This window comes from Paenarthrobacter sp. PH39-S1 (assembly GCF_030063245.1).
GTDB lineage: Bacteria > Actinomycetota > Actinomycetes > Actinomycetales > Micrococcaceae > Arthrobacter_M.
The window spans coordinates 53,868-67,023 of record NZ_JASISR010000012.1; the positions used below are offsets into that span (position 1 = coordinate 53,868).

Sequence of the window (13,156 nt, forward strand, 5' to 3'; positions counted from 1 at the left end):
GTATGCGACTCGAATAGTTCCGCAAACTCGACGGTCGAGTTTTCGTCCTCCCCTATGGATGGACAGGAGGTAGGTTTCCTGACTTTTGTGAGTTTGGGTTGTTTGCTGCCGGACCGGCCATTGGCTTTGCTCGTCCGCATGCTGTCGCGGGTGCGTTGCGCGAGCTAAGTCGGATTCGAATTCGGCGCGCTTGACCAGGAGAAGGATATTGAAGAGCAGGCAGCCCCAGCGCATGTCCCAGGCTATTTTTCGTGATATTTGAAAGTAGACCTTACAATACAAACTCGAACACTGCTCGTTCTAGCCCAAGGACACCCCCTGGTTTGGATGCAACCTTGGTTCAGTCGCACGGGGCGGGAAATTCAAATCAATCCGGGTGTCCGCGCTGAGAGTAGCAAGGCGTCCGCCGGCGGCGATGGGCGCCGTAACGTCCAAGATGCATTTGGATGCCGACGTTACCCGGCCCAGCACTGACTTGGCGATGTCGGTTCGGGATAGCAGCTTGCAGCCGTTTGCTGATTGCAGGATGGAATCCGCTTCGGCGACGAGGACGGCGTCGGCCCAGCCCGCCAGGTAACTGGACGACTGCCCGCTTCGATCGATGTCGTGCGCCTTGAGCACTGTGTAGGCAACGGATTCGGCCTCGATTTCGGCGAGTCCGCGGTGCTCGACGCTGCTGCCGTAGAGCTGCCCGAGGAGATCGTCGGGGCCGTGGAGCAAAACGTGTGCAAGTTCGTGGGCGAGTACGGCAGTGCGTTCCTCATTGTCGAGCCATGCCCCAATGCTGATGAGGTGATCACCAAAGTTGGTATAGCCGCTGGCCAGCGAGCGTTGGCCGTCGGAAACCTCGACGGAGAACCCGCGGTTGCCGGCGGCGGCTACCAGTGACTCCCACAATTCCTCGTGCGTCGTTCCGACGGGCTGCGGGAGTCCTGTGTCTTTGCGTGGAACCAAAAGTGGCTCCCCATCGGTTTGCGAGACGTCGAAGACTGCCTGTCCACGCCAGCCGACGATGCGGGCACGTTGCGGCTCAACGGTTCCTCCCATAACGTCAGGCCCGGGCGCCGGTCGATGGTCCACTTCTTCGTCCGCTATTGCTCGGGCTGTTCGCGGTGCGATGACCCAGAGTGCACCTTCGCCCTTGAGTACATAGCGGCCGTGGCGTTCCCATTCCTTGTATCCGGCGACGAGTGTTGGTGGTTCCTTGCCGCGTTGCGCCATCTGGACCATCAACATGGCGGCGTTGCCGCCGGAGTAACGCCAAAGGGTGGCGGAGTTGTCGAGGAGTTTTTGCCAGCGCCATGGTTCGTTGACTGCCTGGTCCAGGAGGTCCACGAGGCCTTGCGTCAAAGTAGCAACTCGTTCTTCAGGGCCCGGATGGGTTGGCGGCGGGGCGGCGTGATGGTCCACTGGTCCGTAGCCTTCCGGAACCTCGGATTCCAACGAGTTGGTACCCATTGCCGCGACCTCCACAACTCCACGTGCCGGGCTTTCCGCCCGGCTACCTGTTCATGGTGTTGTGAAACGGGAACGGCATGGTGCAGGTTTAGCCTCGTGGCTCGGGGCCCCAGCTCGATGAGCCAGGCCCGTCCGGCGGCAGGTTTCGACGCGACGGTTCCCGGTGTGCCTGCAGGCCCACGCAGCCTGCCGTGCGGGTGTGTTCACGCATGCGCTCAATGCTCGATGTCAGCCGTTCGTGGAACGTGATGGGGCCGAACCCGCCGTCGTCCTCGGTGTACGAGGCCTGCTCCGCTCGCTGGAGACCGTAGAGTTCGGCGACCATGTCGCTGTGCTTCCACCAGCAGTCAGGCACCACGGAAGTTGACAGGTGGTACGTGTCGACGAGCCACTGGACCCACAGTCCGAGGTGTTTCCAAACTGCCTCTGCGGTGCGGGCGTCCATGTCGCGCCAGCGGTACGTTATCGGGACCCGGTTGGAGCGTTTGCCCTCGGTCGATCCGAACAGCATCGCGGCGAATTCGTCTTCGGCGCCCCCGCCAACGGTGTATTCGAAGGACTCTTCCTCATCCATGCTGTTTTCCTATTCCTCCGCTGGGGCGGAATTCCCGTTGGCCTGTTGGCGCTGCCGGTGCCCCGCGGCAAGCTCGAGTTCGGTTTCGTTCTTGGACACACCGAGTTGCGCGGCGTCCTTGCGTTTGTGCCACTCACGCAGGTCCAGCAGGATGGGGCGGGTTCGCCTGCCCAGCATGATCGCCGTGCCGACGGGGAGCCTGCGGATCTCGTGCAGTGGGATAACGGGGGTTTCACGGATCTGTTCACCGTCTTGGCGCCCCTGAGCGGACCATGATCGGGTATTGACGGTGGTGCTGCGTTCACCGATGAGTCCGGCCAAGGCCCGCAGGTCGCGTTCATCCGACCCGCCGCCAAAGATGATCTTGATGATGGCGGCGTCCCAGATGGTGGCCGCTTCATCGATGGACCAGCCGGAGCGTGCCTGGGACAGGGATTGGAGCACGACCATTGTGGAGATGCCGATGCCGCCGCCGTCGGAGAGCGCAACCGGAAGCCCGGGCCAGGGTGAGAGGTTCGCAATCTCGTCCAGAATGAGCGAGAGTGGCGGGTCCAGCCGTCCTCCCTGGGCGACGAACGCCATCTCCCTGGCCGCGTAGTCGATGTCATCGACCAGTGCCGAGAGGTACGGTCCCGCTGCGGCGGCCCCGGATTTTGTGCCGATCAGGTAGAGCGTGCCGCGTTGACGGATAAACGCTTTCGGATCGAATTGTTCGGCTTCACCGTGCGGGTCAAGTGCTGCCAAGACTTTCGGAGATGAAAGAGGCGCGACGGCGGCGGTAACGCCGATCCACGAGTTTGAGGTGTTGCGCGGGTCATCTTCAATGATTCCCATCAAGTCCGCCTGCCAGCCAAGTGCCGCTTCCGGCCGGCCCAGAATCTCCAGTGCTTCTTTCGCCAGGACCGGGCTGGAGGACCAGCGCCGAAATGACCTCACCCCGTCGCCGGAGAGTGCTGCCGCATGGAGCAGGCATTGCAGCACAATGACCGATCGTTTCTGCCATGCAGCGTTCTCGCCCTTGAATTCGGTGTCCGCGGTGATAACCAAGGCCCGACGCGTGGCCATGTCCGGGTCCTCGCAGCCCCTGACCGGCGACCATCGTAGAGTCGTTGGCAACCCCGACATGCCTTGTGGATCGAACACGGTGACTGGCCGACTGCCGGAGGCTCGGGCGCGCATCGTCACCACCAAGTTGTCGGCCCTGGTCGACGTTGTTACGACGGCGCCCGGTGCATCGAGGATGGCGTTGATGATGACGTACAACCCCTTGCCCGACCTGGGCGCGCCTTGAATGACCATCGACTCCTCCGTGGAGACGTGCACGGTGACACCGCGGGACCGGCCAACCGTCCAGGAGACTTCCTCCACCCGTGGCTTTTCAAGTCCAGGGCGGGTGAACCGGCCGTGTTTGACGACGGCGCGGGCGCCGAAGTCACGGACGATCTCCGCACGCCGGGCAACGCCCTCACGGCTGAGGATGTCCCGCCGCAGCCAGGACCCGGATTGACGCCAGCTCCGCCACAGGAAATACCCACCCAGCGCCAGCAGTGCCAACATTGCGAGCGCGGGGGCGATGACGAACCACACGTTTGGAGTACCGACGGTACATCCGGCAGGGGTCTCTACGATCCAGCTCATGCGGCCGATGAATAGTCCGACGCCCGCGGCGGGGCTAAAGGTCCAAGCAACCGAGGACTGGCATCCCCACCCCACCACGGTTGCAGCGGCCAGTTGAACGATGAACGAGAATCCCAGGTAAACGGCTGCTGCGATCAAGGCGGCGTTCAGCAGCGGGTTGCCGTCATCGAGTCGGCGGTGCATTAGAGCATCCCTTGGTCTGTGCCGAAGACGGCCAGCTCGTCCGTGGTGATTCGGTTGGCCACGATGAATGATCTGTTGCCGACCTTCCAGAGCCCCATGCCTTTGGGCAGGTTCTCGACGTGCTCGCACTCAGCCTCTGTCAGACCGAGTGCTTCCTTGGTCAGGCGCATCGCGTCGTGTTTTTGCCGGTAGATGATGCGGGTGTCGGCCTCGGTGAGCAGTCCGAGCGCTTTCTGCCTCAGCCCGCTGGTGCCGTCGCCGATTTCATTGAGGTCGGCGACTTTGTGCATGATGAGCAGGTTCGCGATTCCGTAGGTGCGTGCCAGGCGCCATTGTTCGCTCATTTTCGCCAGCATGTAGGGGTCCGCAAGCATTCGCCAGCCCTCGTCGTAGACCACGATCCTTTTGGCGCCGTCGGGGTTCGTCACCGCCGCTTCCAGCCAGGTCGCGCCGCACGCCGCGGCTAGGGAGAGCGCCTGCTCGGAGGCCCCGATCAGGGCGGAGGTATCCATGACCATGATGGGTGCATCCGCATCGAACGCCACTGTGGATGGGGCGTCAAACATGCCCTCCAGATCACCGGCAACGGTCCGCCGCAGTGAATGGCCGACGCCGGTTCCTCCCTCGCGCCCAACCAGCGCCACTGTCGCCGGGGTGGGGTTGAGCAGGTACTCCAGCACCATGGGCAACGTGGGCGTGCCGTTCGCCGCTACGGCATCGGTCAGGGCCATGTCGAGGGCTGTGTGTTCCACCGGGCTCATGGGTTGGCCCTGGCGCATCAACGACACCAGTGCAACCAGAAGGTGCCGACGGCGTTGCCGCACCACGGCCTGCCATTGGTCATCGGACAACAAGTTGGACCTGGGCCCGGCATCGAGGGGGTTTACTCTGGCGGGTTTGCCGGGTCCGACGGAGATGACTTTCCCGCCCAGCGCCTCAGCGACCGGCACCCACTCCCCTTTCGGGTCCGATGCCACGGCCGCCTTCCGTCCAAGCGTTACCGACCGAGCGACGAGCGATTTGCCGCACATGGACTTTCCGGTCCCGACGGTGCCGATGACCACGATGGAGGGCCCGCTGATCACGCCCTTGTCGTACAGGATCCACGGATCGTAGGAGAACGCGCCGGAGCCGAACACGTCCGTGCCAATGTACGTTCCCTCATGTCCCAATCCCGATTCGGTCAGGAATGGATATGCCGCGGCAAACGTCATAGTCGAGGCCCGGTGCGGAGCCGGTCGCAGGCGATGCGGGCCCCGCAGTGATGCCGCTTCTCTGCTCCCCCAATCTCCCTTCGAGCGTGAAGTTGATCCGCCCTCATCGGTATGTACCAGTCGGTCCCACATCGACTCGCCCGGTGAGTCGGACGGCGGGCTCTCGCGCCGTCGTCGTGCCTTCCGATCAAAGCGTGACTCTCCCGATGGAATGAAACTGACATGCTGTGCATGCTTGCTCATTTCAATCCCCTCCCCAGCGGCAGCGCGCCCGCAACGAACGCGGGCCACTGCTGCCCGGCCAGTACCCGCAGCTCGACGAACGCGCCGGCCGCCGCCGATTCCAGTTCCTGCCGATACCGAGCCAAGTCATCGAGCGTCTCGGCGGTGATAGTGACATAGGCAGCTGGGCGAACGTCGCCATGGCCGGCGACAATCTCCTCCTCACGCTGAGCGACTTCCTCTTCCTCGGCGCGCTGCTCACGGGTCAGTGGTCTATCGAAGCGTGCGTTGACGCGCCGCCGCGTGTCGTGGGCCTCGTGGGCGGAGCGGATGTCCCTCAACGCCTGCTCGGTCGGGATGGCACGGATGACTTCGGTGACCGTGTGCCGGAAGTCACCCACGTACACCAGCGGGTGCATGAAACCGGGGAACACTTGTTGCCGCGGCCATTCAGCGATCCAAAATGTCTGATGGAAGCCCGAGTCCGTGCGCAGATAGGACCAATGCTCCTCCACAGCCATCGGCCCGGCACCAACCCTCATGGTCTCGGATTGGTTCCCCTGCACTGCTGCGGCCAGCCGGGTCACGGCCTGCGGATCAAAGGCTCCGCGCATCATGGCTGTCACCTTGTTCTCAGGCAACCACTCCTGCACCGTGACACCGTGGGACTTCAAGCCGGTGGTAAGCGCCTCGACCTCCGAACGAACCACATGCTCGGTCCCGATCAGGTCACCGCCGGCGTCCCGGATTCGCCGCCGCGCCTTCGACGTATCGATGACCAGGCAGACAAGCAGCTCATGACTCATTGCCGAGCCGGCCGCGGCAATCAAATCCAGGTACGACTTGTCGCCCCACCGCACCTCGTCAATCCGCGTCGGCGCCTTCGCGCGGTCATAGAACTCACGAAGAGCCGTGGACGGGTACGGGACCGTGTAGTCCTGCACCGCAATTCGGGCCACGGCAGGCCGTTGCGCCATCGCAGTCTGCACCCGCGACCAGGCCTGCACGGCGTAGGCCTTGTCATCATCGTCCAGCAGAGCGAACGACGTTGTGCTGCAACGCAGGATCGCCACCGCTTCATGCCCCTGACGGTCGACGACGAAAGCCGCACCATCAGCGGTCTGCCGCAACTCAAGCGTCCCCAACCCTCCCGGGAGCGCGAGCTGACCCGCTGATCTGGTTTGCTCGGGTTTGGCCAGGAATTTGGTCTGTCCGATCTGTTGACGCCAGAGGAAAACCGTAGCGGCGAATGCCCACACCGGATAAGGAATCCTCTGGTATTGCACGACGCCGAAAAGGACCAGTACCAGCCACACGGGTGTCGTAATGATCAGGGCCGGCGGTCCTCCTGTTGCTGAGGCCACGCTGGCTACCAGCACCCCAGCGGCAATCAGCATCAGCTGGTACCACTGCAAGCCCATGAACAGTCCGTGCCGCTCATAGCGGGGAAACTTCACCGACTGCAACGTGCGCGTATTGTCAGACATCTTTGTCCCTTTCCGGATCGATGGTGTTCGGGCGCGGCAACGCCGGCGGTGGCGGTGGCGGTGGCGGAGCTGGGGCACGCCGGGGTGCGAGAACCGGTTGCTGCGCCTGTGGCGGGGCTTGCTGTCCTCGCGTTGCGCCGCCACTGATTTGGTGCCCCAGCGGCCGAGGAACTGATGAATCCGCCGGCGTGGAGATATCCAGTCCCCCGTTGCTGCTTCGCGCACTCGTTGGAGGTGCGCTCGTGGAAGATGCGCCGTGGTTCCGATGGGCTGGCCCGGTGTGCTTGCTGCTTGGCTGTCCGTACGTCTTGTTTTCCGACCCCGGCATCGGGTGCGGGCCGCTGGAAGCCAGCTGGCCGCCGTCGTACTTCACGTTTTGCTGAGGATTTTGCGTCCGGGCAAAGACAGGGGCCGCTAACTTTGGTTGCGGGCTCGACTGGACCAAAGCCGGCTTCCGCGAACCAAGGTTCGCCAGGGTCAACTTGCCGCCCAGCTGCCGACCGACCTGCCTCGCCGCGATTCCACTGCTCCGCGTCAGGATGTGGCCGCCGCCAGCCACTTGGGCGGCCGCGGCCAGCTCACCGCCGGCAAAGCTCACCAGACGCAGCGCCATCAACGGCGCGGCACAGGCCAGCAACATGCCCACCGCACCCGATGCCAACCCGGCGAACGAGGTGGAGTTGGCGAAGAGCTTGACGGCAACAGCAAGGACGGTGGCAGCCAACGGCTTCGCAATCAGAAGGGCAACAACAGTCTCGCACCAGCGACGCGTCCACGACTTCGTGCGTTCCCACGGCATCAGCATGATCGCAACGGGCGCCGTGGCCGCCAGCACCAGGAGTGCAAATGACCGGAATATCATCGAGCACATCAGGACGAACGAAAGTATCCAAACGATCGCAACGGCAACCACCGTGGTGATGACTGAACCGATGGGACCATCATTGGTGCCCGGAGTGGACAGCGAGATCAGATTCCACTGTTGCGCTGACCCGGCAGAAGCACGTTCAAATCCGAAGAGCCGCATGAAAACGACGTAAGGGTCCGAGCCTAGCGTGGCCAGCACAGCGGTCGAGGCCGAGTCTGTGAACGCAGTGAGCTGCTGCATCAGACTTACCGCCCCGATCACGACCGGGACGGCAATGCCTCCGGCGATCAAGGCGCGCCCGATCCGTCGCGGCTGTTGGCTGACCAGCCCGCCGAGGACCTGGAGGATCATCGCGACGACCAGCGGTGTCATCATGACGACGATCCACCAATTCGTCAGGCCACTGACGATGGTCCAGTCCGAAGATCCGATGGCCGAAACGCCAAACGCACCTGAGATGAACGACCACATCCACGAGGCCATGCTCGCCAAAACGCCAGCGAACATTTGCGTGATGGTGTTGGTCGCAGCGTCCTGAGTCTGCGAGAGCAGGCCGCAGCCAGGCGGCCACCACCCGCCCGCCTGGCACTCCACCATCGGCAGCATTTTTGATTGCCTAGAACCCGAGATGAAATGCGGTTTGCGACCATAAAATGTAGCCGTTGATGCCGCCGAGGATGGCCGCCACAGGCCCTGTCCACAGCAGGATCATCCCGCCCCCGGAGGCCAACCGCGACGATTGACTCAACTTGCCGGCCAGAAGCATCGCGGCACCCAGAATGGCCACGATCGCGATGATGATGAAGGCACCGACCAGGATGCCGCCGCCGATCTCCTTCAGCGACTCAAGAAAAGGAAAACTTGTGTTCGGTGTGATTCCGGGATCCACCGGCGCGGCGAGGAACATCGTGAACTCCTATCATTGCCTTCCCACATTTGTGGGGAGGATTCACGAGTTCATGGTTGGCATAGAGCTAAACGACATGAGGAAATGACTTGAGGTGGAACCCGATACGATCGACATCCGTTTCCGCCTCGAAGCCATGGTTGTTCCAACGATCGACCGGCCACTTTTGAAACATCTGACCGACGTCTCGGACTACCACTGCGAGCTAATCAGTTTCTGTGTCCGGAGGCTACTCAGTCGGCCTTGGGGTACAGGGGACCTTGACGCGGCCAAGTGGAATACGTCAGTTTTTTGTGCAGTAGATGTGGGCCGAAGACCGTCGATGATGCTGTTTTCGAAGTCAGCTGCACAAAATCTCCGAAGTCGTCACAGCGCATCATTGTCCGTAAAGGGAACCGTGTATGAGACTACGGGAGATTAGGTGTGGATGTCGTCCCCAATCGAAATGGATTGCAGTGCCGTTTTCCCCAATCCAGAGAACCGCGGGATCAGATTTCGAGTCAGGTCCCGTGCGTGTGGCCGCCCTGTTCCGCTGACGCGTAGCCACCCAACAACCTTGACTTCCGCCTTCGAGGCCCAGCCGAACGCAATCCGTTGCTGGCAGCCATAAGGCTTAGATTACGAGGCTCGGCCTCCTCGACCCAGGTACTAACACCGAGGGCTTATGCCTTGACTCCCGGAAACGCACCGCCGGTTTGATGTCAGTGGCGGGCGCTAGGATTCAGTCAGCGTCTTGAGCATGAATGTCCGTCGCAGTGAAGAATCAAGAGAGGTCCAGATGAACGGAGCTGAGCATCGAGTGAGTGTCGTCTTTCAATGTAGAAAGGGGCATGAACACAGATTGTGCGTGCCGGTCCATCGACAGGTGCCGCCTGAGCTTCGCTGCTCCCCGGAAGAGGGACAGGGGTACGGCCCGAGTGGGGGCAGTGGCTGCGCGACGCCCCCTAATCTACAGGAGCTGGTAGAACGAGAACTTCGGGATTCTCTTCAGGAGAGCAAACGTAATGACGTCGTGTTGATTCATGATTGACCCACTGGTTTCAAGGGCAAGCCGGTTTGCGGGTCGAGGGTGAACTCGTACTCGCGGCGCCCGACACTCTGGCGACACACGGCCCCGGTTATGAATACTGACATCGGTAGGTTTCTCACTCTTCAGGAAGATCAGCGGCTCGAGGAACTGTTTCAGGTGCGCATGTCATCAGCCCATCTGGAGGGTGGAAGTTTCGGGGCTCTCACCGGCGCCTATCTGAATGCCGTCTTTGGTGCGTAAGCCTTCCGTGGCTCTACCTGTCGGTCGCCATCGCGGTTCCAGCAGCGTCGATGGCCATGGGTGCCTCCTCTTAGTGGGAGCCCGCCTGATATTACGTTGGTTTGCAAAGCACCAGCAACGACTCGCACGGGCTGTCGTCCGCCTGAAGTTCTACGAGGAGATGGCGCGCGAGTACAGGAGAATGATCAAATGAGGATTTTTATAAGCAGCGTCAGGCGCGGGCTAGAGCAGGAACGCGACGCGCTCCCCGGACTGATCAGAGCACTGGGGCACGAGCCTGTGCGGTTCGAGGACTTCACGGCACAATCGGCCCCAAGCAGGGAAGCTTGTATACGCGGGGTTGAGTCCAGCGACGCATATCTACTTCTGCTGGGACCTCACTACGGTCATGTCTTCCCTGAGACCGGGCAGTCGGCCACCCATGACGAGTGGATGACCGCACAACGGGCAGGTAAGCCCAGATATGTATTCCGTAAGGACGGAGTGGACTTCGACGCAGAGCAGCAGACCTTCGAACAGCATCTGGGTAGCTATGGAGCCGGTCGGTTCTACAAGACCTTTGCTGACGTAGCGGACCTTCAGCAAGCGGTGGTGGCCGCCCTGCACGAATTAGAAGCCGCGCCGACGACTCTGGATTTCGAACCGGTGCAAGCCCCCATCGCAATTCGTTGGCTGCCTGAGGGACTAGCCAACAATCAGTTTTCTTCGTCCCGGAATTTTTCAAGTCGGTCGGTACCAGTGGGAGTTAGGCTGTTAGTTTTTCGGTGTTTTCCTTGGGTTGGTTGATCCATGCAGGCCCGGGTAGGGCCAGTATTTTGGGGTCGGTGGTTTTGGTGAAGCGGTTGGGGTGACTTGCCCGTGCCGCGGCGAGGGTTTCGGAGCGTTGCTTGGCGACACCGTCGGCTAGCCCGTAGTGGACGTTGGCGGCGGTGTGGAAGTCGATCCCGGAATGCTGGTGGTCATGGTTATACCAGTCCACAAACTCACTGATAAACGCCCTGGCATCGCCGAGTGAGGCGAAGCGTTCGGGAAACATCGGCCCGTATTTCATGGTCTTGAAAAGGCTTTCTGAGTAGGGATTATCGTTGCTCACCCGGGGTCGGGAGTGGGACCGGGTGACCTCCAGGTCCGAGAGCAGCGCGGCGACGGTTTTTGACGTCATGGAGGTACCTCTGTCCGCGTGCACCACGTCCGGGATGCCGTGGATGCCGAAGATTTCCTTCATCATCTCCACCGCCAGAACCGCAGATTCGCTGGCATGCACGTGCGCGCCGACAATGAAGCGGGAGTGGATGTCGACCATCATGTAGCAGTCGAAGTATTTGCCCTTCACCGGCCCGGCCAGCTTCGTGATATCCCACGTCAGGACCTGGCCCGGGGCTGTAGCGACGAGCTCGGGCACGGTCCGGGGCGGATGCTTGGCCAGGCGGCGGCGTTCTTTGACCTGCTTGTTCTCCTCCAAGACCCGGTAGAACGTTGACAACGAGCCCAGATAGACGCCCGCATCGAGCAGCTTCGCATAGACCTGCATCGGTGCCAGGTCCACGAACTCAGGGGCATTCAACGCGGCCAGGATTGCTGCCCGCTCGACCGGGGACAGTTTGTTCGGTGGTGTTACCGCCGCCGTCTCCCGGGGCGGGGCCGGCTTGCGGTACACCGTGGTGCGGGAAACCCCAGCCAGGGCCGCCGCTTGCCGGGTGGGGACCAGTTGTTCGCGCAGGCCCTGATAGGCGGCCATCAATTCTTCTTGGACTTCGGCTCGTCCGGTGATTCCTGAATGGCGTTCTCTAAGAACGCCGAGAGTTTTTCCATGATTCCCAAAGCTGCCTCGGATCGTTTCAACCGGCTCTCACTCACCTCCAACTGGCGGCGCAGACGCGCGATCTCGGCCTGGTCCTTGGAGAGTTTTCCGATTGTTTCCCCGGGCTTCTTGCCCGCCAGGACGCCGGCGTCGCGCAGCCGGCGCCATTCAGTCATCTGCGAGGAATACAGGCCCTCACGGCGCAGGAACGCCCCACCCTCATTTCCTTGGCAGGCGGCCTCATACGCGGCCAAATATTCAAGCTTCTGCGCCGGGGTAAACGACCGGCGAGGGGTCGGTCCACCAGCACGCGGTCCCGGACTGTCCATGGGACCATCTTGGCCTACGGCACTCAAAACTAGACTAGACATAATGATTAGATTCCTGGTTCTCGCCCCACGCGATCAAGCGGACTTGCTATGACCCAGTGGTACCGTTCCAGCCTGACACATAGGGTCCGAGCGCTGCCTGCTTGAAGTCCATGTAATCCCTTATGGAGGGACTCCCATATCAAGTCGCGTTCTTGAGCAGGTGCGGTTGGGCCTACCTTCCCACGTTAGATACGCTGGCCTCGCCTCAGAGAGCCAGGCGCTGGAGTCGAGAGACCTTCAAGAATGCGTCGGAGTGAGCGCACCCCCGCCCTTACGAACGGGAGGATTGCACGATGCGTACGAAGGTTCTTTCGCTTCCGTGATGGTCTTCAAAGACGGCAGAACGACAGTTACGTCCCGACTCCCCGGGGACACGATGGGTGTGATGCTGAACGTGGATGATGCGGCGCAGCGAATAGCTGCCGCACTGCATCTAGTTGGACAAGTCGGTGTGGCGGGGGCAACCAGATTCGCCGTAGGAGTGGGGCTCACCACTGGCTCGATGGTCTCGCTAGCTGCCCTCAACAACCAACCGCGCAACAGCGTCAGCCTGAGAATGAACAACGCCCCAGTACGTGTCGAGCCTGACGAAACCATGAGTTTTGCAGCGCTCGATCAAGGAGCAAACGAAGCGGCCATGTTGCTGGCCCAGTCCCTTATTCGCGCATTCCAGAATACTGCGTAGGGCCTGCAGTATCAGTAAACCAAGGGTTCGAAGCCGTCCTCCGTTGTCCTGGCACTGGCGGGCAAGGGAAGCATCTAGTGCCCGTCATACTGGTGTCAATGGGATCTGGCCGCTATCGGGCTCGAGCTTGTTGGTCCGGCTGTAGGGGGCAGCGGTGAAGCCTCGCCGGAGGGTTGCAGTGAATGCGCCAATGGACATGCTTTCCGAGATGGGGCCGCTATCCAAGGATGCGGCCGATGGTGACGCTGAGACCCGCCAGTCGAACCGCTTGCAAGACCGCCGAATCGAACGGATTCATACTAAGGATGTTGCTGCGTCTATGGTGGGATTCGAGACACCTAGGTTTCGAGACACCGAGTCGACTGGCGGAAGGATGCGGCTGCCACGATTGATTCCGGCTCGAATGCCCACATGCCCGCCCTGATTGGGCGGGCGCGGCACCCAAGCATCGAACATTTCTAGACAGGTCTCAAAAAAA

10 protein-coding genes are annotated in these 13,156 nt (G+C 61.6%); 2 read left to right on the forward strand and 8 right to left on the reverse strand.

The window, feature by feature from the left end; genetic code table 11:
- Positions 1-300 precede the first annotated feature (300 nt).
- The 7 genes from QMG52_RS09535 to QMG52_RS09565 all read right to left on the reverse strand — a co-directional run bounded on the left by QMG52_RS09535 (position 301) and on the right by QMG52_RS09565 (position 8,551).
- On the reverse strand, positions 301-1,350 hold the full coding sequence (locus QMG52_RS09535; RefSeq protein WP_283560177.1) for an ArdC-like ssDNA-binding domain-containing protein: 1,050 nt from the start codon (positions 1,348-1,350) through the stop codon (positions 301-303).
- Positions 1,351-1,546: 196 nt separating this feature from the next.
- Complete coding sequence (locus tag QMG52_RS09540) at positions 1,547-2,032, reverse strand: hypothetical protein (RefSeq protein WP_283560178.1); 486 nt, start codon at positions 2,030-2,032, stop codon at positions 1,547-1,549.
- A 9-nt stretch (positions 2,033-2,041) separates the two neighbouring features.
- The gene (locus QMG52_RS09545) at positions 2,042-3,853 is read right to left on the reverse strand and encodes a type IV secretory system conjugative DNA transfer family protein (RefSeq protein ID WP_283560179.1); all 1,812 of its coding nucleotides are present in this window, start codon (positions 3,851-3,853) and stop codon (positions 2,042-2,044) included.
- On the reverse strand, positions 3,853-5,067 hold the full coding sequence (locus tag QMG52_RS09550) for a putative type IV secretion/conjugal transfer ATPase (RefSeq protein ID WP_283560180.1): 1,215 nt from the start codon (positions 5,065-5,067) through the stop codon (positions 3,853-3,855). Before QMG52_RS09550 ends, QMG52_RS09545 begins: the two co-directional genes overlap by 1 nt.
- A gap of 239 nt (positions 5,068-5,306) precedes the next feature.
- Positions 5,307-6,776 (reverse strand): SCO6880 family protein, encoded by a 1,470-nt coding sequence (locus QMG52_RS09555; protein WP_283560181.1) that lies wholly within the window; start codon positions 6,774-6,776, stop codon positions 5,307-5,309.
- Positions 6,769-8,250: a type IV secretion system protein gene (locus QMG52_RS09560; RefSeq protein ID WP_283560182.1), complete on the reverse strand. Its 1,482-nt coding sequence runs from the start codon at positions 8,248-8,250 to the stop codon at positions 6,769-6,771. Before QMG52_RS09560 ends, QMG52_RS09555 begins: the two co-directional genes overlap by 8 nt.
- 10 nt (positions 8,251-8,260) lie before the next feature.
- Positions 8,261-8,551, reverse strand: a complete 291-nt coding sequence (locus tag QMG52_RS09565) for a hypothetical protein (RefSeq protein WP_110502186.1) — start codon at positions 8,549-8,551, stop codon at positions 8,261-8,263.
- Positions 8,552-10,010: 1,459 nt separating this feature from the next.
- Between QMG52_RS09565 and QMG52_RS22225 the strand changes: the two genes are divergently transcribed.
- Positions 10,011-10,607 (forward strand): DUF4062 domain-containing protein, encoded by a 597-nt coding sequence (locus QMG52_RS22225; protein ID WP_502920485.1) that lies wholly within the window; start codon positions 10,011-10,013, stop codon positions 10,605-10,607.
- Here the strand turns inward: QMG52_RS22225 and QMG52_RS09570 are convergent.
- A protein-coding gene (locus QMG52_RS09570; protein WP_283560183.1) for an IS3 family transposase occupies positions 10,567-11,951 on the reverse strand; the annotation gives its coding sequence in 2 pieces (ribosomal slippage) (positions 10,567-11,633 and positions 11,633-11,951; 1,386 coding nt in all). The two genes, QMG52_RS22225 and QMG52_RS09570, sit on opposite strands and share 41 nt — an antisense overlap.
- A 427-nt stretch (positions 11,952-12,378) precedes the next feature.
- Here QMG52_RS09570 and QMG52_RS09575 point away from each other — a divergent pair.
- On the forward strand, positions 12,379-12,678 hold the full coding sequence (locus QMG52_RS09575) for a hypothetical protein (protein ID WP_283560184.1): 300 nt from the start codon (positions 12,379-12,381) through the stop codon (positions 12,676-12,678).
- Positions 12,679-13,156: the final 478 nt, after the last annotated feature.